The organism is Reichenbachiella sp. MALMAid0571 (assembly GCF_040151475.1).
In the GTDB taxonomy this organism is placed as follows: domain Bacteria; phylum Bacteroidota; class Bacteroidia; order Cytophagales; family Cyclobacteriaceae; genus CAXBNB01.
In genome coordinates this window covers 145,147-167,604 of sequence record NZ_JBDKWG010000130.1, presented here as the reverse complement: position 1 = coordinate 167,604, position 22,458 = coordinate 145,147, and the positions used below count along the sequence as shown (strand labels likewise).

Sequence of the window (22,458 nt, the reverse complement as noted above, 5' to 3'; positions counted from 1 at the left end):
TGCTAAATTCATCAGTAAAAAATGGTTCTTGTTATATTATTCGGAGTAACTGTTATAAGATTTCTGTTTGGTTTTATAGGTTTAGTTGTGTTTATGGCCTTTTGTTGTTGCTTCACCTTCCGGGTTCATCATGCTGGGTTTACCTGCCAACTGAGCGGCAGCATCAACGCTGAAAGTTCCATTTATCACAATTTCTTCACCTTCATCCAAACCTTCATTGATAATATAACTTTCTCCCAAATTAGGTCCCAGGGTTACCTGACGCATTTGGAAATGAATACTTTCATTATTCGTTGTTTTTATATAGACTACCGACTTTTTACCTGTCCACATTACAGCCGTTTTTGGAATTATAATATCCTCTTTTTCGGATGAAATGTTCGATTTTAATATTGCGGAAGCAAACATCTCTGGTTTTAGCATACCTTCTCTGTTATCTACATTGACCCGTGCTTTGGCTACCCGGCTTTTTGGGTCAATAAAAGGATCTAAATAAGAGATTTTTCCTTCAAATGATTTGCCGGGAAAAGATGCAACCGTGAATTGGATCTGGTCACCCGGGTTTACCCATTGTATGTCGGATTCGTATACATCTAACATTAGCCAAACATTTGACAGGTTGGCAAGCTCAAAAAGGATGTCACCCATTTGTACATGATCCCCTTGAGCAACATTTCTCTTCAACACGATACCACCGTGGTGAGCATGGATTTTAACGTTGAGTATTTCACCATCATTTTTTTCGATTCTGTCAATTTCTGATTCTCCTATTTTCCAGTTTTTCAGCTTTTTTCTGGCACTTTGGTATAGGACAGGATTGGTTGCCCTGTCTTTGTAGGTCATTTGCAATTCCTTTTGGGCATTGACCAATTCAGGTGAATATACTTCAGCAAGTAATTGCCCTTTTCTGATTTGTTCTCCGGTAAAATTTACATGTAGCTTCTCTATCCTTCCATGGAAATGAGCTGAAATTTTACTGATCAAAGTTTCATTAATCTGTACTTTTCCATTGAGCATAATGGTCTTTTTAGCGTTACCTGAACCTACTATAGACGTCTCAATATTGGCCAATTTCATGGCTGTTGGAGACATTTTAATTGTCAAATCACTGGTATTTATGTCAGATTTGACTGGAATTAACTCCATTCCACAAATCGGGCATGATCCGGGTTCATTCTGGCGGATTTGAGGATGCATGCTACAAGTCCATTGACCTTGGTCGTTTGTTGCATGTTCATGGGTTTCAGGTGATGACTTTGTCTCGGTTTGAGCAGGTTGTAATAGCCAGCCAATTGATATTCCCACTACAAGTGTGAGGCCTGCGAATAAATATTTGTTTTGAACGAAATTTTTCATAATTGTATGTATTAGTTGCTGTCAGAAGCTTGCACATAATTCAGGTTCTCAGCAAGTGTATTCAATCTGGTTTGAGCTTTTATTTTCTTTTCTTCATAATTAAGTATCTGCATTTGGGTTCTTAGCAATTCATCCAAATCCTCTGAGGAGTTGCTGAATGATATAAGTAGCAAATCCTGAATTTTTTTCATTTCAGTGATTTGATCTTCATAGAGTCCGAGGAGCTTAAATTCCCTTTCTGCTTCATATTCCAGATTTGCGATAGCACTCAATAATTCGTTTTGAACTGCCAGAATATTTAGTTTGTCAGCATCTATTTTCAACTTGTTTTCCATGATAGCGACGGAATATTTTTTTCTGAAAACTGGAAGGCTTAGCGTGATAGTGGGCATAAAAGCATTTTTCCCATTTTCAGCTACATTCATATCTGACCTTTTTCCTATCAGGAAATAATCCAGCCCAGCACCGATCTTTGGAAGGCTTTGCTTTTCGATGGCTTTGTTTTGTAGTTCTGCTGTTTCTATGCGTTTGTAGAGTTCCGAAATTCGGGGATGATTGTTCAGGTCATTTACCCTTGTGTTTAGTCTTTTCTTATTATCAAGAGACTCTATATGAATTTTGGTGCTATCAGGTCTGTTCAATAAGCGGTTGAGTGCAATAGAAAGAGGTTTTCTTTTGCTTTCTAATATTTGCCATTCGGTTTCTAGTTCGTTTATCAATATGTCAATTCTAAGTAGATCAGTGAGGCTGATTTTTCCGTTTTCAAATTTGGAAGAAGCCAGGTTTTTCCAGGAATTTAAAAGTTCAATATTGGCCACTTGAACATCCAAAAGTTGTTGTAATTCAGCCAAGGGGTAATAGCTTTTGCTTATTTCGAACCGTAGCTTGTTTTGCATGTCCACCAACTGTTGGTAGATTACTTCCGCCTTCATTGCTTCAACATTTCCTTGTGCTTTTAGAGTTCCGAACCAGGGAAACATTTGAGTCATGGAAAAACGTACTTTTTGAGGGCCAACCCGTGTTTCTACCGGAGAAATAAAATAGCCGAAAGATAAGGTAGGGTCGGGTAAACTATTTACCTGTTCAATTCTCGTTAATGCTGCCTCAAACTCCTTGTACTTTGCCTGAAGTGCTGGATTGTCCTTTAATGCTATTTGTTGATAGTCTTCAAGAGTTTGAGCTGATAGTCTGAAAGTCAAAGCCAATAAGTAAATCAATAATAAATTTTTCATTTCGATTTCTTGTTTTGGTTGTTAATTACCGTTTCTCTCCAGAAGGCCTGAAGAACCGGAACTACGAACATGGTCATGATCTGGATGGCCATACCTCCGAAGGTTGGGATGGCCATCGGTACCATAATATCTGAACCCTTACCTGTAGAGGAAAGCACTGGCAGTAAGGCGATAATGGCGACAGCTGCTGTCATCATTGCAGGACGTACCCGCTTTTTGCCTGCTTCCAACACCGCTGAACGAACCTCTGCAACTGTTTTTGGTTTCCGCTCTTCGAATACCTGATGAATGTACGTTCCCATGATCACGCCATCATCTGTGGCAATGCCAAACAGTGCGATGAAACCAACCCAAACCGCCACACTCAGGTTGATGGGATTCATTTGGAACAAATCTCTTATGTTCATCTCCGATATGGAGAAATTCAGGAACCAATCTTGTCCATACAGCCAAAGCATGATGAATCCACCTGCAAATGCGACGAACACTCCAGAGAAGTGAATGGAGGATGCAATGACTGTTTTGAACTGGAAATAGAGCAGCAAGAAGATCACCAACAAACTAATGGGGATTACTATCGAAAGTCGTTTGATGGCTCTTACCTGATTTTCATAAGTTCCTGAAAATTTGTAGCTGATACCTTTAGGTACTATTAATTTACCTGAATTTATTTTGTCTTTGATCGCTTGCTGAGATGCGTTGACCACATCAACCTCCGCAAACCCATCTCGCTTATCAAAGAGTACATAACCCACAAGGAAGGTTTCCTCGCTTCGGATTATCTGTGGCCCCCTAACGTATTCTAAATCTATTACCTGTTTTAAAGGAATTTGTGTTCCCGTTGGAGTGGGTATCAATATATTGCCCAGTGCCTCAGGATCGTCACGCAATTCCCTTGGATACCTCACCCGAACCGGAAAGCGTTCACGCCCTTCGACTGTTGAGGTGATTTTTATTCCCCCAATTGCGGTTTCAATGGTCTGCTGAACATCCTCTACACTTAGCCCATACCGTGCAATTTCATCCCGGTTAATATTGAGATGCAGGTAAGGCTTACCTACAATTCGGTCTGCAAATACAGCCTCTGTTTTTACAGAAGAAACTTCTTTTAAAATGTTCTCTAATTGAAAACCGAAATCTTGAATCGTTTTCAGGTCAGGCCCATATACTTTTATTCCCATAGGTGCCCGCATCCCGGTTTGCAGCATCACCAATCGGGTTTCAATTGGCTGAAGCTTAGGTGCTGAAGTAACCCCGGGAATTTTAGTCACTTTTACAATCTCGTTCCAGATGTCATCGGGGGATTTGATATGTGCCCTCCAATTCCTGTAGAATTGACCACCTGAATCTCTAATTAGTTGGTTCTCAAGAGAAGATAAAAGCTGGGTGTTATAAGTTAGAAAGACCGTGTCATTTCCATTAAAATACCATTCCTTGTTTCTGTCTAGCCTCAGATTTTTATCTTCTAACTTCTTGTTTCCACTTTCCAACTCCTGACTTCCTTCCAAAAGAAAATTCCCATCCCTATCTGTCTTAAACCTGAGCCTTTTCCCATAATCGTCCACCTTAAACTCCGGCTTATAGTTGATCACATTCTCATACATAGAAACAGGTGCAGGATCAAGTGCTGATTCTACCCGTCCCAGTTTTCCCACTACCATATCTACTTCAGGGATTTGAGCGACAAGCATATCCAACTGTCCAAGAGTGTGTCTGCTTTGCTCTACTCCGGCGTGTGGCATGGAGGTAGGCATTAGTAAGTAGCTTCCTTCATTGAGTGAAGGCATAAACTCTGATCCGATTCCCGGAAATGTTTTTGTCAATGATTTTCCAGCCGTACTTTCTGTAACCGAACTTCCCAGGAAACCGAATGTTTGATTAAAACCAAGCCAAATGACAACACCCAATAGTACAGTGAATAATGGTAAAAGCAGGAAGATGCCTTTATTGACCAAACACCATTTCAGGATAGATTCATAAAAGTGAACGACAGAGAGCAGTGTACCTAATATGATTCCAATGAGCACTAAAACAAATAAGTAATTAACGAAAAGGGATGTTTGCACGCCCAATGGCATCCACTCCTCAGCGAGGAAAAAACTGGCAATGAATAACGCCAAAATGATGTTGATGTAATTCGGAAGTTTCTTGAATTTCTCATCCCATCGGTCTTCAAACATGTTATTGATCCCGACAGAACAAATCACTAGTGGTAACCACATTTGGGCATAAGTTGCAATAATTACTCCCCCTGAAATAAAGGTAATGTTCCAGATATTTCGAACCCTTTTCTTGTTGTAGTTGATGCCGAAAATGAAATAAGCCAGTGTGGGCAAGACCACCAATCCAAGGATGAATGAGCCAAGCAATGCATAGGTCTTAGTAAATGCCAATGGTTTAAACAGTTTCCCCTCAGCAGATTCCATAGCAAAAACAGGAATAAAGCTTACTACTGTTGTTGCCAGTGCTGTTGTAATTGCGGAGGCCACTTCTTTGGTGGCATCAAAGATGACTTTCAAAAGGTCTTTGCCTTTCACACCTTCATTCTCCGGAATTTCCAGATGGCGAATGATATTTTCAACAAAAACGATTCCCACATCTACCATTACACCGATGGCTATGGCAATTCCTGAAAGTGCTACCACATTGGCATCTACTCCGGTATATCGCATGACGATGAATGTCATCAATACACCAACAGGAAGCAAACCAGAGATAATAATGGAAGCTCGTAGGTTAAACAATAACACTAATACCACTATGATACTAATCAGTACTTCATGTGAAAGGGCTGTCTCTAACGTGCCGATAGTTTCGTGGATCAACTGTGATCGGTCGTAAAACGGCACAATCGTTAATTGGCTTTCAGTTCCATCGGCTAAAGTTTTCTTTGGAAGACCAGGTGCTATTTGATTGATCTTTTCTTTCACCTTATTGATGACCGAAAGTGGATTGGAACCATATCTGGCCACTACTACTCCACCTACAACTTCGGCACCTTCTTTGTCCAGTACACCTCGGCGTGTAGCTGGCCCTAACGACACAACAGCCACATCTTTGATGAGAATGGGTACATTATCTTGCACGGAAACGACCGATTTTTCAATGTCTTCTACATTTTTGATGTAACCTAATCCCCGAACAAGATATTCGGCCTGATTTATCTCAATCGTTTTTGCTCCTACATCTCGGTTGGATTGTCGTACAGCCTGCATGACCGAAAGCAGGGGGATATTGTATGCTTTCAGCGCATCCGGATTTACGTCTATTTGGTATTCCTGCACAAAACCACCAATGGAAGCTACTTCAGAAACACCTGCTACTGCATTCAGTCCATACTTTACATAAAAATCCTGTACAGTTCGTATTTCATGCAAATCCCAACCTCCTGTGACATTTCCATCTTTATCTCTTCCCTCAATGGTGTACCAGAATACCTGGCCAAGTGCCGTAGCATCAGGGCCCAGTGTAGGTTGAACATCATCAGGTAAAAGGTCGGATGGGATGGAATTCAGCTTTTCGAGGATACGTGATCTTGACCAATAGAACTCAGTTTCCTCATCGAAGATGATGTTGATCATGGAAAATCCAAAAATAGATGAGCTACGGATCGATTTTACACCTGGAATGCCTAGTAAATAGGTCGTCATCGGGTAAGAAATCTGATCTTCAATGTCTTGCGGTGAGCGTCCTGTCCACTGTGTAAATACGATTTGCTGATTTTCCCCAATATCAGGGATAGCATCTACAGGAACAGGATCCTTAGGAAGGAATCCTGTATTCCAACCTGCTTTGTCGACAGACAGGTTGAATGGAGAGGTTGCTATTCCCCAGACCACCAGCGTGACCAGAATGAGCACCGTAACGAGACGATTCTCCAGAAAGTATTTGATTATAATGTTTAGCATTTTTAAGTAAATAAGTATGCAATGTGGCTATTGTGAGCTGTTCATCTGGAAGCCGGAATAACAATGGAATAATTGATCATCCCAGAAGCTATAACTACAGGGTTCTGCGGAAAAAACGTTCTGCAGAAGGAATACTTATTTAAATAAGAAAAGATTGAACCTGAATATAGATGGGAGTTTCAGGGATAGGAGGGGGTGATTCGGCAAGAGATGAATCTGGTTCTATAATGTTTTGGTCAAATTTCAGATGAAAGAAATCATTGAATGTTAAAAGACCAACTGTTAAATCCTGATTGTAAGTAATCTGAGTAAGTTGAAAATCATCTTCAATAGAGAAACTGTCTGATTTGTCGTGGCAGCATCCTTCAGGCATTTGTCCGGAATCGCAGCAAGGATTTGCTTTTAGTATAACAGATTTAGTTATCAGCAAGTCACCACAATAATGTTTGGAAATTGTGATCCCAATGGTGCTCATCAAAAGGATGAGGCTTAGCGATATGTTTAGAATTGACTTCACTGATGCAAAATGCTTATGCAATGATACGCTATTTTGATTAAAAGGATTTACAGAATTCACTCAAACTGTTGTATAATTTTCAGTATAAAGAAATCACATTGATCCAATGAGTAGAAGTTGTAAAAGAGATGCAACAGAAATTAATCTGTCGCATCGTTTGGGTCAATGTACTTTTAAAAAAAAGTAGAATCGACTATTTTCAATCAATAGTGTTGCAAATTTAAGAGGGAAGGGTAATTTAGTATGCATGCATATTATCTGAAACCTATGCAATTTTTGCAAGGATGTTTTACGGAAATAGATTTTTAATGTATAAATGGTATTAGTATATTGAACTAATGAAAATACTACCGTTCAAACTGCCAAAGAGTTCTGATGAGTCATTTGTGGTGGAGCATAATGTAAGCAATCATCTGTATAATCCATTGCATCAACATCCCGAATTACAAATCACTCTTATTTTGCAGGGTACAGGTACTGCATTTATCGGTGGGTATATAGGCGATTTCAAGCCCAATGATATATTTGTGATCGGATCCGATGTGCCGCATGTATTTAAAAACGATGATACATATTTTGATATAAATTCCGATTTGAAAGCTGAAGTGATCTATGTGTTCTTCGATCAGAATTCATTTGGAGATGTTTTTTTTAAAATGCCGGAAGCGAAAGATTTAGATGATCTTTTTAACAGGGCTCGAAAAGGAATAAAAGTACATGGTGAGGTCAAGACAATTTTAATATCAAAACTTCATGACCTGGCATCAGCCAGAAATATGGAGAAGATTATTCGATTATTGGATGTATTTCAAATTATCTGTGCTGCGGATTCATTAGAGTATTTATCTACTGAAGTTGGTGACCATAATGTGGATGAGCATGAAGGGAAAAGATTGAATGATGTAATTCAGTTTACAATGGAAAAATATTATCGGCATATATCCCTTGATGAAATATCAGATATTGCTAATTTGACTCCAGCTGCATTTTGCAGGTTTTTCAAGCAACGAACCCGAAAGACCTATGTCAATTTTTTGAATGAAATACGAATAGGGAAAGCTTGCAGAATGCTTTTGGATAAAGATATGAGTATAGTTGATATTTGTTATAAATCAGGGTTTAGCAATCTATCTCATTTCAATAGGAAGTTTAAAAAACAGACCGGATATACTCCTTCAAAGTATAAGCAGGCTTTGAGTCAATCAAATTAAAATTGATCTTAATTCCAAAAATCTACAGATTCTTACCAAAAATCGAAAAATATATGAATACATTTCTTTGTTCAATATATTTAATATCGAATGAAAGGTATAGTATTTACAGAATATTTGGATTTTGTCGAGGACAATTTCGGGTATGACTTAGTTGATCGGCTTATTACTTCATGTGATCTGCCATCAGGGGGCTCTTATACCTCTATTGGTTCTTACGAGTTTAGTGAATTAGTCCAGCTTCTGACCAAAACAAGTGAACTTACTGGAAAAGACTCGGACTATATTCTCCAAAAATTTGGATGGCATTTATTTGGCGTATTCACCAAGGCGTATCCTCAGTTTTTTACTGCTGCAAAATCTTCTTTTGATATTTTATCAACATTAGATGATAAAATTCATCCTGAGGTATTGAAGCTTTATCCTGATGCGGAATTACCCAGATTTGAGATAGAAAAAATGGAAGAGAACGTATTGGTAATGATTTATCGGTCATCAAGAAAAATGAGTGACTTTGCCGAGGGGCTTATTGAAGCTAGCATGAGTCATTTTAATGAAAAAGGAACAGTTCGAACAAAGCAATTAGATCAAAATGGAGAAGTCGTCAGATTCACCATCAATAAAACTTCTTAAAGATAAAATTAATCAGCTTGAAAGACGCATAGAAAGAGAGCGGAAAGCGAGGAAAAATGCTGAAAAAATTTTAGAATCCAAGTCTTTGCAACTCTATAGTTCTAATCAAACGCTTGAGTTAGTGAATAAGCAATTGGAAAATCAGCTTGAGCGAAACAAACAATTTATACAGGCCATAAATGATTTTTCAGGATATTTAGTAGGTAAAAGCAATTTACAGGAAATAGCTTCTATTATAACAGAAAAGTTAATTTCAAAGTATGATTTAGAAGATTGTACTATCTATAAGGTAGCAGATGGTTATTGCTATCAGATATCCGCCTTTGGTTCTAAAGGAAATGACTTAAATGAAAAAATAAAGGTTGGTGATGGTATTGTGGGTAATGTAGCTAAAACAGGTTTAGCTGAAATTTTAAGTGATACTTCTACGTATAATCCATACATTACCAAGCATCGAGATGACATTCGCCTATCGGAACTGGCCGTACCCATTAAGTTTGAAGAATCAGTAATTGGAATAATAGAAACCGGACATAGTCAAAGGGATTTCTTTAACAGGAATCATCTCAAAACGATTACAACGATTTCCAGCCTTATATCTGTGATTTTTAAAAATTCACTCACAGAACAGATAAACCTGAACCTGGAGTCGAGAATTGAAAAACGCACTGAAATTACAAATAGTCTTATCCATAATTTACATTCAGGCTTATTACTCAATGATGAATATGGCAAAATAGTACTTATCAATGATGCTTTTAGAAAGACATTTAAATTCAATATTCCAAATAGTGAGATTTTTGGGAAAGACCAACGAGAGTCAGCTAATCTGGTGAAACATCTTTTTAAGAATCCACAGGGCTTTATAGATATTGTTGACCACTGTAGAAAGCATAATGAAAATGTATCAAAGTATGAGTTGGAAATGGTTGATGGTACCATTTTGGATTGTGATTTTATTCCAATTTATTCGAAAGATGAGTTTGTTGGCCAAATGTGGCAAGTAACCGATGTAACTAGTAGTAGAGCATACCAAAAGAAAGTTCAGGCTTCTGAAGAGAAATATAGAGGTATTATTGAAAATATGGAGCTTGGCCTTCTTGAAGTTGATTTGGAGCATAGAATACTCAAAGCTTACGAGTGGTTTTGCAGAATGACAGGCTATGATGAAAAGGAACTGATAGGCAAAGATGCACGTAAGGTGTTTTTTTTGGACAAGTACATGAAATTCATGGATCAACAAGATGCTCTCCGACTTAAAGGCGAACAAAGTATCTATGAGGTTCAAATGAGAAAGAAAAATGGAGAGCTGATCTGGGTATTGATCAGTGGCGCACCATTTTATGATCAGAATGGCAAAATCGCCGGAACCATTGGCATTCATTATAATATCGATTCCAGAAAGAAGCTGGAGGAGGATTTGAAGCTATCCAAACTTCAGACAGAAAGAGCTCGTGAGGCAGAAAAGCAGTTCCTGGCCAATATGAGTCATGAAATAAGAAATCCCCTGAATGCAATTATCGGAATCACAAACCTGCTATATGATACCAAGCCTACCAACGAACAACTCAACCACCTGAATAAGATAAAGTACTCTTCTGATATTCTTCTGGGATTAATCTCCGGAGTGTTGGATATTTCTAAAATAGAAAGTGGGACGCTAGAGCTCACGGAAAAGGAAATTAATATTTCGGAGGTAGTAAATGGCTTAATCCAAATTGCAGGATTCAACACCAGGGATAAAAATATCAAATATGAAAACAAACTGATTTCTTCTGATGAATTTAAAGCGATGGCAGATCCAACTGCGATAAATCAAATTTTCTTAAATTTATTAAATAATGCTACCAAATTTACTGAAGAAGGAGCCATCACTATAGATGGGAAAGTAATTGGGTCTTCCCGGGGATACACGAATTTTGAGTTTAGAGTAAGTGATACAGGTATTGGTATTGCTCCAGAAAAACTTGATTCGATTTTCGATATTTTTCAGCAAGTAGATAATGAAACAAAACTTAAGTACGGTGGCACAGGTTTGGGGTTGAATATAGTAAAGAGGCTGGTATCGATGTATGGTGGTGAAGTGAGAGCTGAAAGTAAAGTGAATGAAGGAACGACCATAATTTTTAATTTGAAATTGAAGGGGGGAGCAAGGCTGAAACCGATAGAAAAAAGTGTTCACTATGAGTTCAAGGAAACTGGAAGTATATTGGTGGTAGAGGATAATGAGATCAATCAGTACTATTTATCAGGCATTCTTAATAAGTGGAATATTCGCCATGACATTGCAAATAACGGATTTGAGGCTCTGACGATGTTAGAAAAAAACAAATACAACCTGATACTCATGGACATTCGTATGCCAGGGATGGATGGATATGAAACAACGCTTAGGCTGAGGTCGATGATACAAAATCCTAACTGTGCAATTCCAATTATAGCACTAACTGCCTCAGCTTTGATAGATGAACGAGAAAAAGCAATGCAGGCAGGAATGAACTATCACCTTACTAAACCATATACTGAAGATGACCTTGGGGATGCTTTGTCAAAATTTAGAATTATTAAAAAGATTGAAAGCGTGGAAACTAATGACTTTCAATTTTCCCCGGAATTAGATTTTGGAAACTTAGGAAATTACTATCAGGATAATATTGAACGGGCATATAAAATGTTTCAGGTATTCAATAGGGTTATTGATGAAGACTTTCAAAAAATAAAGAAATCTATACAGGAAGAGAATTGGGATGAAGTGTCTTCCATTGCGCATAAAATAAAACCAAACTTTGCAATGGTAGGATTATTTGATTTGTCCAAAATGATGGAATACTATGAGAAATCAAAAATAAATATTGAGATTAGGTCGGAAATAACATTAAATTTTCCAAAATTGGAGTCAGATTTCAATGCTGGCAAGTTAATTATTCAGCGAGAATTAACCAAAATGGATAAATTTATGGAAAAATGAAATGTATAATAGTCGATGATGATGAAATGGCGCGCATTTCTTTGAGTATGCTGTGCGAAAAGATAGATGATATTACTATTGTTGAGTCGTTTGATAATGGCTTAGATGCGTTGAACTGGTTAAAGAATGAAGATATTGACCTGGTTTTTTTGGATATAGAAATGCCAGATCTTTCTGGTATGGAACTGGTGAAGAGTGTAGATGATTTACCACAAATTATTTTTACTACCAGTCATTCGAAATATGCGTTGGAAGCATTTGAGTATCAGGTAACGGATTTTTTACCCAAACCAATTCAACTTGGCAGGCTTTTAAAAGGAATTGAAAGAGCGAAAGAATTGAATGATAATGTTAGTCCACAAGAAGTGCAAAGCCAACTCTTTGTGCGGGTAGATGGTAAGTTCGTGAGAATAGAATTGGATGAGATTATGTACATAGAGTCTCTTGGCGATTATGTCAGGTTTTATTCACAAGATGGTAAGAAATATATAGTACACTCTACTATTAAAAATATAGATCAAAAGATTACTAATGTCAATTTTCTAAAGGTACATAGATCCTATGTAGTAAACCTGACCAAAATAATAGATATTGAAGACACCAACTTGTTGATAAAAGACAAAGTGATACCTGTGAGCCGTGCTCACAAGCCTATATTGATGAATAAAATCAAGACACTTTAGGGAGTTTTCCCTTAGCACCAAGATAAATAAAACCCAGGCTGATAAAAGTTAAAGCCCCTGTAGGAAATTGAGTGATTAGCCCATTGGTGTAACTGGCTGCACACAAGCCAACAAATCCACAGTAAAAGGCCAAAATTACTTGTCTGAGTTTTCCATTTTTCATCTTCCACAATAGCTTTCCTAAATAGAATATGATGACTAGCAACATAGAAATATACAGATATAGTCCAATTTTTCCAGTTTCCATCCATATCCTTGTATAATGGCCATCTGTTCCTATTTCAGCTAAAAATGATCCGGGAGAGAATCGTTTTCCCCAAAACCCTGCACTGCCTATTCCTCCACCAATTAGTTTGTCAGACATATAGTTGCTGAGGGTGTTGATTCTTACTTGCCTCACCTTAAAAGACGGATCATCAAAATCCAGAGCTGTCTTTATTCTATTAATTTGATAGTTGGATTGTACTATAGTAGTAATAGATTTGTACTTATTAAATTATAACAATTAGTAAGATGAAAAAAGTTTTGTTTTTTATGATCCCATTATTAGGGATTTGTATGATGTCGCAAGCTCAGGAAATAGGAGTAAGATTAGGAGATGTAACAGGTGGTAATGTCGCTGTAGATGGGGTATTTTCAACATCTGAGTTTAGTAGAATTCATGCTGATGTTTCTTTTGGAAATGGCGGTTTAGGTGTAGATGCACTTTGGGATTTTATTTACAAACCACTGGGTGAAGATGGTTTTAATTGGTATGCTGGAGTTGGCCCAACTGTTTTTCTTGGAGACCCATTTATACTTGCAGCTGCTGGAGAATTGGGTGTGGAATATCGGTTTGCAGATGCTCCGGTCTCTTTGAGTGTTGACTGGCGTCCTACTTTGACTCTAGTTGAAACTACTGATATGTTTTTTGATCGCTTTGGGTTTAATATAAGGTACATCATTAATAAGTAACAGATTTGTCCATACTGAGGTTAAATTAGACCTTATTTATATTTACCCTGTCAATGCTAAATTTTAGATTAGTATTGTCAGGGTATTTTTTTGAATAAGAAAAGGGAAAATGAATTTAATACCACGAATAGAATTTATTAAAGAAAAGAAATTGGTTGGTTTTAACAGACAGATGTCTATATCAAACGATACCACGTTTGAACTATGGCAAAACTTCATGAAAAGACGCAATGAAATAAAAAACAGGTCCAATCCACATTTTTATTCTATGCAGGTTTACGATGAGGCATTGGATTTTAAGAATTTCACTCCTCATACGGAATTTGAAAAATGGGCTGCAGCAGAGGTTTCTGATTTTGATAATATTCCTGCTACGATGAAGTCTTATACACTCAAAGGTGGAAAATATGCTGTATTTCTATATAAGGGTATAGCCAGTGATTTTCATAAAACAGCTCAACAGATATATGGAGTATGGCTTCCTAATTCTGAATATGAACCGGACCAAAGAGAACACTTTGAAATATTAGATGAAAATTATGATCCTAATGATCCAAACTCCGAAGAAGAGATTTGGATACCTGTTAAGTAACTGTATTTTCAGAGTGAGATTAAATGTTTTCTGATTTCTTTTCGCCAAATATCATAGCCCTTCTCGTTCAAATGGAGCATGTCTTCTACATAAAGTGAAGGGTTGGGTGTATTCTCTGGAGTCAGCATTTTAGAATAAACATCTATCCAATATCCATTTCTGGTATTTGTGATTTTATCTCTGAGTAATTTATTTGTTTGCTCTATGGTTTGCTGTAAATATTCCCTACTTGGGCTGGGCTTTATGGATATTACATGGATCAGGGCGTTTGGAAATTGTTTTTGAATCAAATCAACCAACAGACTGAAATTTTGTAACACCTGCTCAGGGCTATGGTCATTGCCCAGGTCATTGTCACCCGCATAAAGTACCAGTTGTGAGGGTTTTAGCTTGGCAAATACACGCTCAAAATAGTTCACGCAATAGGGATAAGATGACCCTCCAAATCCCAGATTGATCACATTCATAGGAGTCATGTTTTGAGGGAGAGAATCCCACAATCTAATAGATGAACTACCATAAAAAGCAATTATGTTGTCTGAGTTTTCATTAGAATCAATTTTTTGTTCCAATGCTATGATTTCATCTTCGAAAAGAGTTTTATCTAATAATTCCATATAATATGGCTTATAATTATTTGCCTATTTGGGTGTAGTTTCGATTAGTTCCCGAATGTAATTCTTATATTCAGATTGGTAGTTTATCAGAAAAGATTTTACATCTGAATACCCGTTTTTTTTCATTTGACTGCTCAATAAAAATGGCTTTTTTATTTGGCAGGTGAATTTATTGTTTCGGATACGTTTATCAAAATTCACCATTACAATAGGAACGATCAATGGCTCGGTTTTCATTTTAACGGCCATTTTGAAAATAGCAGATTTAAAAATTCCCGGAGACTGTTCGGTTGGGTAGGAAGTCCCTTCAGGGCTGATCATGATGTTTTTGCCTTGTTGCAGTTGATTCTCAAGATTTTCAAATAACAGCTTTCTTCTTTCGGTTTTTTCTTCAGAGGATTCAATTAGCTTATCAGACTCTTTGGTGTAAACATCAATAAAACCCAGTCTTTCGTAATATTCCTGATGTGCATATTCGATATTTCTGCCTACTCTTACTATTCTTTGACCAGTATCACCGTATTTTTCAAAAATCAAAGAATTCAGAAAGTGAGAATCCAGTGTGATTTGAAATTGGTTAGGAAGTGTGTAGTAAGGGTCGTTAAGCAGGTGGTTGTAAATGAAAATGTGCCCTGATTTGTCCGGCAAGTTTTCATACCCTTTGATAATAACTGAAGCAGGAGCAAAGGCTTTTTTTGTACTGAGAATACATTCATATTGTATTTTTTCGGAATTATTGTTTGGTGATGCATTTGCTACTGTATTGTAGATGTTTTTTAGTCCATCGTAGAATTGAGCTTCTTTTTGTGTATGGTGCAAATTGTCGAGACAAAGTGAAGCCAGATTTTTTTCGATACCAGTGCCATTGATTTCAGTATGATGAAGTATTTCTATTCCATCTTTTATGGTGAGTTTATCTCGTAGCAGATGCGGTACCTTGTGTAAGACCGAATGAATAGAAAGCTTTGTGTTGTTGCTTTCTATAAGACTGGTTGCTACCATTACTTCTTCATCAAACTGAGCAGCAATGAGCCGGGCTCTTACAGCTCTGAGTTGATTGTTTATTAACCATAAAATACGCTTTTGCAATTTTAAGGCAAAATCAGGTTTTTTCTTTCCTAACCCGGTTAATGCTTCAGCAGGAATATGCAGTATCACTGCATCTTTGCTCACCTTGGAGGTAAGAAGGCTGGGTTCATTCAATATACTGGATGAGCCCAGTAGGTATCCGGGAGTAGAAATTGACCTGAAAGCTACACGATAGCTTTCGTGATTCTTATGATTCACTCTGGAAAATTCCACTTCTCCGGATTCCAAAATATTGATACCTGATGCTGGTTGATTTTGAAGCCCGATTACATCACCAATTTTGTATTGTTTTCTTTCAATGCTTTCAGTCAATTCTATCAATTCACTTTCTTCGAAAACTTCCATAAAAGGCGATTGAAGAAGAAAAAGCACCGTTTCTAATTGATCAAGTTCATTTACCGATTTATATCCTTCAGCAATGTTTCGGTCTAGGTCAAATGATGTTGATATTATGGGAGTATCTGCAAATAACTCAGTGGCCTCACCTATCAATTTATGCGCTTTTTTGTTTATAAAATCAAAAAACTCCAGAGAATAGTGGAAACCAGATTCTATAATTTCAGTTATTTGTTTTTTGTCTAGTCTTAAAAATGTTGCTTCCTCAGAAATTACTTTTACAGTATATTCATTTCTGAATGGTATGCTGAAAATATTGATACCGATAGGTGTATATGGCAGGGATGCTTTACCAATCATAATTTCCTGCTCCATACTGGCAATATTGTAGCAAAAGCTTACAGTTCCTTCCAGTATTATGTGCAGGTAACTTGGTCTGGCATACTGTTCATATAAGACCTCTCCCTGCCTGAAAGTCACGGTAGTGGCTCTGGAAAGTATTTCATTAATTACAGGCGACAACTTTTCCATTTCTCTTTTGTTTGCCAATAGGTGTACTTTCTAATAATTCATACAAAATACTAAATAGTATGTAAAAATATCATCTTATGCTTATATAAATTTTAACAAAGCAGGTGTTTTGATGAGATTTGTTGATCGTATTTTTTGATGATAATTGAGAAGGATTTACTTGCCGAATCAAATCCTGAAAAAGTTGTAAATAAAAACGGTGAAATTCATTTTGGCTCAACTCTTAAATTAGCCTTTAACCTTTTCTACGAATGACTATCTTCGTATTATATAGTATAATTGACTGGAGGTATGAAGAAAAAATTCGTTATCATATTTTTATTAGGGATCATCTATTTTACCGGAAGTACCATCATTGATTCAGGTACTTTTAAGACGATTGAAAATAAATTTACAGGAGAAGTCACAACAATTTATAACTCTATGTCGGGTACAGAAGATATGGCTATTGACCGGGAAAGGGGATTGCTCTTTATTTCTTCTTCTGACCGATGGAGTTTGATAAGAGGAGAGAAAGCTCCTAATGATGGGATTTATCTTCTTCAAATTGATTCAGGTACTGCTCCAGTCAAATTGGAAACAACTTATAGTGGAGATTTTCATCCACATGGTATTTCTTTTTTTGAGCAAAATGGCGAGTCTTTTTTATATGCTGTCAATCATAATAACCAGGGAGACTATGTCGAAGCATTTAAATTTGAAAACAATCAGTTAACCCATATCCGAACTTTTGAAAATGAGACAATGAATTGCCCCAATGATTTGGTGGTGGTAGATAAGCATAAGTTTTATGTTACCAACGATCATGGCAATAAAGAAGGGGTGATGCGTACAATGGAAGATTATCTCAAAATCCCCTCTTCTTACCTGCTTTATTACGATGGAGAAAAGTTTTCAAAAGCTTATGACGGCTTGAATTATGCTAATGGTGTAGCCGTTTCTCACGACGGAAGAAAGCTCTACCTGACACATACCACAGCCAGAGAGTTACTTACCTTTAACAGGAATCCTGATACTGGGTTTTTGGAAGTAGAAAGCACACTGAAATTGGGAACTGGTGTTGACAATATCAATATTGATGAGAAAGGAAATATATGGGTTGGTGCACATCCTAAGTTATTTGCTTTTGTAGAACACGCAGGGAATCCGGCAAAGAAATCTCCGTCCGAAGTTTTGAAGGTCACACCTCATGGAGCTAAAGTGTTTGGAGTGGAAAAAATTTATCTGAATAGTGGAGAGGAACTGTCAGGATCGAGTGTAGCGGTTACCTACAAAGGTGAAATCTTTATAGGAGCAGTTTTTGAGAAAAAGTTATTAAGAGGAAGGTTAAAGTAAGGAAATTAAGAAAAGGAGGCATCAAGAATGGCAACAATTAAAATAAATGGAGCAGAAATTTATTACGAAATTCATGGGCATGGGCCGGAGACTATGTTGTTTAGCCATGGGTTGTTATTTAGCGGAAAAATGTTCAAGGATCAGGTTGATTATTTCAAAGCGAGTTATAAATGTGTAGTATATGATCATCGGGGACAGGGGAGAAGTGAAGTCACAGAAAGTGGCTATGATATGGATTCTGTCTATGAAGATGCGGTTGCATTGATTCGTGAACTGAATATTGGACCATGTCATATTGTGGGGTTGTCAATGGGTGGTTTTGTCGCAATGAGGATTGCTGCAAGAAGCCCTGAACTACTTAAGTCGCTTATTTTACTTGAGACATCAGCAGAAAAAGAGCCTAACCGTATCAAATACAATTTTCTAAAAACTATTACCCAGATTTTGGGAGTGTCATCTGTCGTCAATAAGGTAATGCCCATTCTTTTTGGTAAAACATTTTTAAACGATCCAGCCAGAAAAGATTTGGTGCAACTTTGGAGAAATGAGCTGCTTACCAATAAAAAATCAATAGCCAGGGCTGTAAAAGGAGTAGTTGACAGGGAAAGCATCATGAACGAATTGGATAATATATATATTCCCACATTGGTGATAGTAGGGGACGAAGATGTTGCAACTCCTCCTGAGAAATCGAAAAATATTAAACTGAAAATTCCACAATCCCGGCTGGCGATAATCAAGGGAGCTGGACACTCATCAGTAATAGAAGAACCTCTTCAGGTAATAGATGTGATAGAAGTTTTTCTAAACGGTGTGCATTGATCACTTCTCTGTTTTAGGGGGTGTAATCATTATATGGGCACGGTGTGTTCCCGGGTTCATTATCCATGGACCACCAGGAACCATTGGCCTGATTGGCAGACCAGTGGACTCTGAAGTTGCCCAGGGAATATACACCACATATCGGAGGTCGGTATTTTCCATTTTCCCTGTCGCACTGTTGTATTTCCCTTCAGGCCCATAGCAGACATGAAGAGTAGTGGGATGGTCAGGCATTTTTAACTGGCCATTCTTAGCTTCGGTTTCTCTGATTTCAGTTATATCACCACTTGATTTCCCTTCGGCTTTGAGTTCCCTGCCCCGAGCCATAAAGTCTTCCAGATCTCGATGGTAACATGCAGCGTTGTATCCCTCTTTGTTCGGGTCGTCAGCAAGGCATACCATGTCATTGGTTCCTGTTTTAAGTACAACCAAAGAACCTGATTCGTTATAGCCCCAAACCATAGCACCTTCCTGCAGTTCTTCAGGCAAGGTCAACACAGTTGCTGCTATTTGATCCTTCTTTGTGAGGATTTGTGAGAAAAGGTTAAAATGAATCAGGGAAATAATTAGGGTGATGTAGATATTTTTCATGTTGATGATAGTTTTAATTTATCAGAATATCCAAGAGCTTTATTAACGATTATTTTAAGGTAATGAATAAAATTGAAGCATAATAATATTATATATCAATAATTATCGCTAATCATACCTGTAAAAATCCCTGAAAAAAAGCTCTGGTTTACGGTTTAGAGCCGATTCTACAAGACAAACCTTTCTAAAACTGGAATTTTAAATAATTTCTTCTATTTTTGATACTTATAACAATTACAATTTAAATGAATAACGGAAAAGTAAAATTCTTCAACGAGTCCAAAGGTTATGGATTTGTAGTGGACAATGAATCAGGTAAAGAGTACTTCGTTCACGTATCTGGTTTGGTTGACAAAATCAAAGAGAACGATGAAGTAACTTTCGATCTGGCAGAAGGTAAAAGAGGATTGAATGCGGTTGATGTGAAACTCGCTTAATATAATATTGAATTTATTAAGTTTCTGAACCCCGATTTCCGGGGTTTTTTTATGCCTGATTTTAGATGTTTCTTGGTTATTTGAATATACTCACCCTGAAGCCTTGAGGAGTATTTTTCTTTATGCAGCTCAACTCTATTATTCAGCAGTTTTCTTTTCGTAATAATTATTCTTTCTATAATACCATCCTAAAGGTCGGCAATTGATATTTATAGTACTTTGGTTGAATCGACTACTGAATTGCGTGTTTTTATTTCTTAAATTGGTTAAATTGTATTTACACTAAATCAGGATGCTTATGAAAAAAACGCTACTTTTTACCACATTTTTCACTTTATGCTTAACATTTGCCCTGGAGGTCTTTTCTCAATCTTTAGTTGGCAGATGGGATTTTGCAGAATCAATGGATGGTTCTGAATACATACCCAGAGATGAAGGATCTTTAGGTATTGCTGCGGATAAATTAGTCTTGCTGGGGGGAAGAGGTGAAGTGGAGACAAGTGTATTTGATTTAAAAGACAGGGTGTGGCTGGTGAAACCTAAACCCCCTTTAGAAATGCACCATTTTCAAGCTGTAAGCTACAATGATAAGTTATACATTTTAGGTGCCCTGACAGGCAACTATCCCAATGAGGTGCCTATCCCCAACGTTTACATTTATAATCCTATGGATGACAGTTGGACAAAAGGAGCAGAAATTCCTGAAAATCGTAGAAGAGGAGCCGCTGGAGCCTCTTTGTACAAAGACAAGATATATCTGATATGTGGAATCACCAATGGACATACAGACGGGCATGTTGCCTGGATGGATGAGTTTGACCCGGAGACCGGAAAGTGGACTGTTCTTGCGGATGCCCCCAGAGTCAGAGATCATTTTAATGCTACTGCTGTTGATGATCAACTGTTTGTGTTAGGTGGGAGAAAAAGTATGGCACCAGATCACTCTTTTGAAAAAACAATAGAGGAAGTAGATGTATTTGATTTTAACAAACAAGAATGGTACTCTTTGCCAGAAGGGATACCAACTATGCGGGCAGGTACATCGACTGTAGCCCTTGGAAAATATGTGGTGACTGTTGGGGGAGAGTCAGCTTTCAGTGAGACTGCTCATATTGAGACAGAGGCTTATGATACCAGGAAAAACAAATGGATTAAAATGGTTTCGTTAATTGAAGGCCGACATGGAATGGGTGCCGCTGTATATAAAAATAAAATTTATGTTGCCGGAGGTAATGGCTACCGGGGAGATGGTTTACCTATAGAAACTATGGAAGTTTTTACACTCAAGATATAAAAAGAATTCAAACAACAATCTTACTTCAGTAGTGAGATTGTTGTTTGTGTTTAGGAATATTACCTGACGGTTCGTAATTTTGATTTATGAGCGAAAAGAGTCAGGATATATATAAGAAAGCCTTAGAGTGTGATAATTTGGGTGATTGGAAAAAAGCCCATGATTTGATACAAGACTTGCCTACAAAAGAAGCAGCCTGGATTCACGCCTATCTCCACAGAAAAGAAGGTGATGATGGAAATGCCGGGTATTGGTATAGAAGGGCAGGTAAAGATTTTTTTTCTGGCTCTTTAGATGAAGAGTGGAAAGCTCTTTGGCTTCATTTTTCATAAATACATTTGGCTTCATTATTTCATTTTGCATATCATTTTTCCTGATAAATTGGAGAAGGAAGTAGTTTCCATTATAGCTTTTCCATTCTAAAAAGTAGTCATAGGAGGTAGCTTACAAGAGCTTGTCCATCTTCCTGAACTTGTTGGTTTAACATGAGCTTCACGTTTGAATTTTCATTAAAGAAGATTATACTTGAAGGTTAGAAAGAAAATGAATTGAATGATGTATAGAATAGTGATTCTTTGTTTAATAATTCCCCTATTAAGTGTCTGCATGTCTTTTGGACAGGACAAAGATGTGGTTGAAGTAGAAGAATCTATGGAGGATTACATCAAAGAGAATCATGTAGAAAATATCGAAAAAATTGTGCATCAATTTACATCATCTCAAAATTTTTTGGAAAAATTACTCGAAGAAGGGCATGACATAGATCCGAAGAGTACTCAACTAAGACGGAAAGATGTTAGTGTGGGAAAAGATATTGATGTATTCATTACGCACTTTTCCGAGCATCAGAATTTTACCATGTTTTTGGTGCCAATCAATTTTTACACCCATGCTATTTATGATACTCTTTTGATTTCTGTACTTGAGGTGAGTGACAACTGGTTGCATGACAAATATTACTATGCTGATTTGAAAAACGATTCTATCAAATCCGAATTGTTATCACTGGAGAATCATAATCTGCTATCTCAACATATGTATAACCAGTCTCTGAGAAAAACCAACCTTGATATGGCAGAAGTAACCGTGAAATTGCATGAGTCTTACATGTCTAATAATTCTATAAACCTTGGTTTGGGCGAACTTTCTAAAAGTGAAAAGAAAGAGTTTAGGGAGTCGTGGGGAGCTATGAAAAAACTACTCAGTCATAACGTAAACCTCAACGCAGAGATGAATATCTATGTTTTTGGATATGATGATATGGAAATAGATGTGATGTACAATGATTCGGAAAAAATCTATACTATTACGCCGGGTAATATTTTCACCCGACATCATTTTGAGGAATAACT

20 protein-coding genes are annotated in these 22,458 nt (G+C 37.2%); 12 read left to right on the top strand and 8 right to left on the bottom strand.

Annotation, left to right across the window (positions count from 1 at the left end):
* Positions 1-81: 81 nt before the first annotated feature.
* The 4 genes from AAOP42_RS12095 to AAOP42_RS12080 form a co-directional block, all read right to left on the bottom strand.
* Complete coding sequence (locus AAOP42_RS12095) at positions 82-1,356, bottom strand: efflux RND transporter periplasmic adaptor subunit (RefSeq protein ID WP_349528779.1); 1,275 nt, start codon at positions 1,354-1,356, stop codon at positions 82-84.
* 11 nt (positions 1,357-1,367) lie between these two features.
* Positions 1,368-2,588 (bottom strand): TolC family protein, encoded by a 1,221-nt coding sequence (locus tag AAOP42_RS12090; protein ID WP_349528778.1) that lies wholly within the window; start codon positions 2,586-2,588, stop codon positions 1,368-1,370.
* Entirely contained in the window at positions 2,585-6,496 is a 3,912-nt protein-coding gene (locus AAOP42_RS12085; protein WP_349528777.1) for an efflux RND transporter permease subunit, read from the bottom strand. The genes AAOP42_RS12090 and AAOP42_RS12085 overlap by 4 nt, the downstream gene beginning before the upstream one ends.
* Before the next feature lie 139 nt (positions 6,497-6,635).
* Positions 6,636-7,034 (bottom strand): HYC_CC_PP family protein, encoded by a 399-nt coding sequence (locus AAOP42_RS12080; protein WP_349528776.1) that lies wholly within the window; start codon positions 7,032-7,034, stop codon positions 6,636-6,638.
* A gap of 317 nt (positions 7,035-7,351) precedes the next feature.
* On the opposite strand from AAOP42_RS12080, the gene AAOP42_RS12075 reads away from it, so the two are divergent.
* From AAOP42_RS12075 to AAOP42_RS12060, 4 genes are all read left to right on the top strand, one after another.
* Entirely contained in the window at positions 7,352-8,224 is an 873-nt protein-coding gene (locus AAOP42_RS12075; RefSeq protein ID WP_349528775.1) for an AraC family transcriptional regulator, read from the top strand.
* 90 nt (positions 8,225-8,314) lie between these two features.
* Positions 8,315-8,857, top strand: a complete 543-nt coding sequence (locus AAOP42_RS12070) for a heme NO-binding domain-containing protein (RefSeq protein WP_349528774.1) — start codon at positions 8,315-8,317, stop codon at positions 8,855-8,857.
* A complete protein-coding gene (locus AAOP42_RS12065) occupies positions 8,817-11,825 on the top strand; it encodes an ATP-binding protein (protein ID WP_349528773.1) in 3,009 nt (1,002 codons plus the stop codon). Before AAOP42_RS12070 ends, AAOP42_RS12065 begins: the two co-directional genes overlap by 41 nt.
* Entirely contained in the window at positions 11,822-12,508 is a 687-nt protein-coding gene (locus AAOP42_RS12060) for a LytR/AlgR family response regulator transcription factor (RefSeq protein WP_349528772.1), read from the top strand. Before AAOP42_RS12065 ends, AAOP42_RS12060 begins: the two co-directional genes overlap by 4 nt.
* Here the strand turns inward: AAOP42_RS12060 and AAOP42_RS12055 are convergent.
* Complete coding sequence (locus AAOP42_RS12055) at positions 12,495-12,872, bottom strand: hypothetical protein (protein ID WP_349528771.1); 378 nt, start codon at positions 12,870-12,872, stop codon at positions 12,495-12,497. The genes AAOP42_RS12060 and AAOP42_RS12055 overlap by 14 nt on opposite strands.
* A gap of 170 nt (positions 12,873-13,042) precedes the next feature.
* Here AAOP42_RS12055 and AAOP42_RS12050 point away from each other — a divergent pair, with 170 nt between their 5' ends.
* The gene (locus AAOP42_RS12050; RefSeq protein ID WP_349528770.1) at positions 13,043-13,462 is read left to right on the top strand and encodes an outer membrane insertion C- signal; all 420 of its coding nucleotides are present in this window, start codon (positions 13,043-13,045) and stop codon (positions 13,460-13,462) included.
* Between the two features lie 109 nt (positions 13,463-13,571).
* Positions 13,572-14,054 (top strand): GyrI-like domain-containing protein, encoded by a 483-nt coding sequence (locus AAOP42_RS12045; RefSeq protein ID WP_349528769.1) that lies wholly within the window; start codon positions 13,572-13,574, stop codon positions 14,052-14,054.
* A gap of 8 nt (positions 14,055-14,062) precedes the next feature.
* Here AAOP42_RS12045 and AAOP42_RS12040 read toward each other — a convergent pair whose 3' ends face one another.
* A complete protein-coding gene (locus AAOP42_RS12040) occupies positions 14,063-14,671 on the bottom strand; it encodes a GDSL-type esterase/lipase family protein (RefSeq protein ID WP_349528768.1) in 609 nt (202 codons plus the stop codon).
* Between the two features lie 24 nt (positions 14,672-14,695).
* A complete protein-coding gene (locus tag AAOP42_RS12035) occupies positions 14,696-16,645 on the bottom strand; it encodes a cyclic nucleotide-binding domain-containing protein (protein ID WP_349528767.1) in 1,950 nt (649 codons plus the stop codon).
* 273 nt (positions 16,646-16,918) lie between these two features.
* Here AAOP42_RS12035 and AAOP42_RS12030 point away from each other — a divergent pair, with 273 nt between their 5' ends.
* Together AAOP42_RS12030 and AAOP42_RS12025 are read left to right on the top strand one after the other, a co-directional pair.
* Positions 16,919-17,962 carry an SMP-30/gluconolactonase/LRE family protein gene (locus AAOP42_RS12030; RefSeq protein ID WP_349528766.1) on the top strand — a complete coding sequence of 348 codons (1,044 nt, stop codon included), beginning with the start codon at positions 16,919-16,921 and terminating at the stop codon, positions 17,960-17,962.
* 27 nt (positions 17,963-17,989) lie between these two features.
* Positions 17,990-18,784, top strand: coding sequence for an alpha/beta fold hydrolase (locus tag AAOP42_RS12025; RefSeq protein ID WP_349528765.1), 795 nt, complete (start codon positions 17,990-17,992; stop codon positions 18,782-18,784).
* Here AAOP42_RS12025 and AAOP42_RS12020 read toward each other — a convergent pair whose 3' ends face one another.
* The gene (locus AAOP42_RS12020) at positions 18,785-19,375 is read right to left on the bottom strand and encodes a hypothetical protein (RefSeq protein WP_349528764.1); all 591 of its coding nucleotides are present in this window, start codon (positions 19,373-19,375) and stop codon (positions 18,785-18,787) included.
* 245 nt (positions 19,376-19,620) lie between these two features.
* Here AAOP42_RS12020 and AAOP42_RS12015 point away from each other — a divergent pair, with 245 nt between their 5' ends.
* From AAOP42_RS12015 to AAOP42_RS12000, 4 genes are all read left to right on the top strand, one after another.
* Positions 19,621-19,812: a cold-shock protein gene (locus tag AAOP42_RS12015; protein ID WP_349528763.1), complete on the top strand. Its 192-nt coding sequence runs from the start codon at positions 19,621-19,623 to the stop codon at positions 19,810-19,812.
* Between the two features lie 298 nt (positions 19,813-20,110).
* Positions 20,111-21,106: a Kelch repeat-containing protein gene (locus AAOP42_RS12010; RefSeq protein ID WP_349528762.1), complete on the top strand. Its 996-nt coding sequence runs from the start codon at positions 20,111-20,113 to the stop codon at positions 21,104-21,106.
* Between the two features lie 86 nt (positions 21,107-21,192).
* Positions 21,193-21,438: a hypothetical protein gene (locus AAOP42_RS12005; RefSeq protein WP_349528761.1), complete on the top strand. Its 246-nt coding sequence runs from the start codon at positions 21,193-21,195 to the stop codon at positions 21,436-21,438.
* Positions 21,439-21,658: 220 nt separating this feature from the next.
* Positions 21,659-22,456, top strand: a complete 798-nt coding sequence (locus AAOP42_RS12000; protein WP_349528760.1) for a hypothetical protein — start codon at positions 21,659-21,661, stop codon at positions 22,454-22,456.
* Positions 22,457-22,458: the final 2 nt, after the last annotated feature.